The sequence below is a fragment of the Cognatundibacterium luofuense genome (assembly GCF_018139685.1).
GTDB classification, from domain to species: Bacteria; Pseudomonadota; Gammaproteobacteria; order Burkholderiales; family Burkholderiaceae_D; genus Undibacterium; species Undibacterium luofuense.
Window position 1 is genome coordinate 1 of record NZ_JAGSPN010000201.1, and the last position, 415, is coordinate 415.

Here is a 415-nt window from a genome sequence, read left to right on the forward strand (position 1 = left end):
TTTATCGTCCGGCGTCATCACGATACCCGCTGGCAGCTTGCCAACCGGAATAGTCCATTTGACTTTTTGGGTCGCCAGATCGATCGCCGACACCTGATCGCTGCCCTGTTGGGTAATGAACACGGTCGTGCTGGCCGCATCAAAGGCCATGTGGCTAGGCAGTTTCGCGAGCGGCACACGGTTCGCCAGTTTCAGGTCCTTGCCGTCATAGCGGTAAAAATCGACGCGGTCCAGGCGCAAGGAATTCGACACAAACCATTTTTGATCCGGTGAAAAACCAATCTGATACGGATCGGCGATATCGCTGATACGACGCTGAATCTGACCGGTCTTAGGATCAAGGAACACCAGTTCATCACCGACCGCATTGGCCACGATGAGCGACTTGTTATCGGGTGTCGCCATCAGATGATGC

Annotated in this window: 1 protein-coding gene; it reads right to left on the reverse strand. The window is 54.2% G+C overall.

Annotated features, from left to right (window positions below; genetic code table 11):
• Positions 1-415 (reverse strand): YncE family protein (locus tag KDM89_RS20025; RefSeq protein WP_212689634.1); only part of this gene is annotated, 415 nt, incomplete at both ends.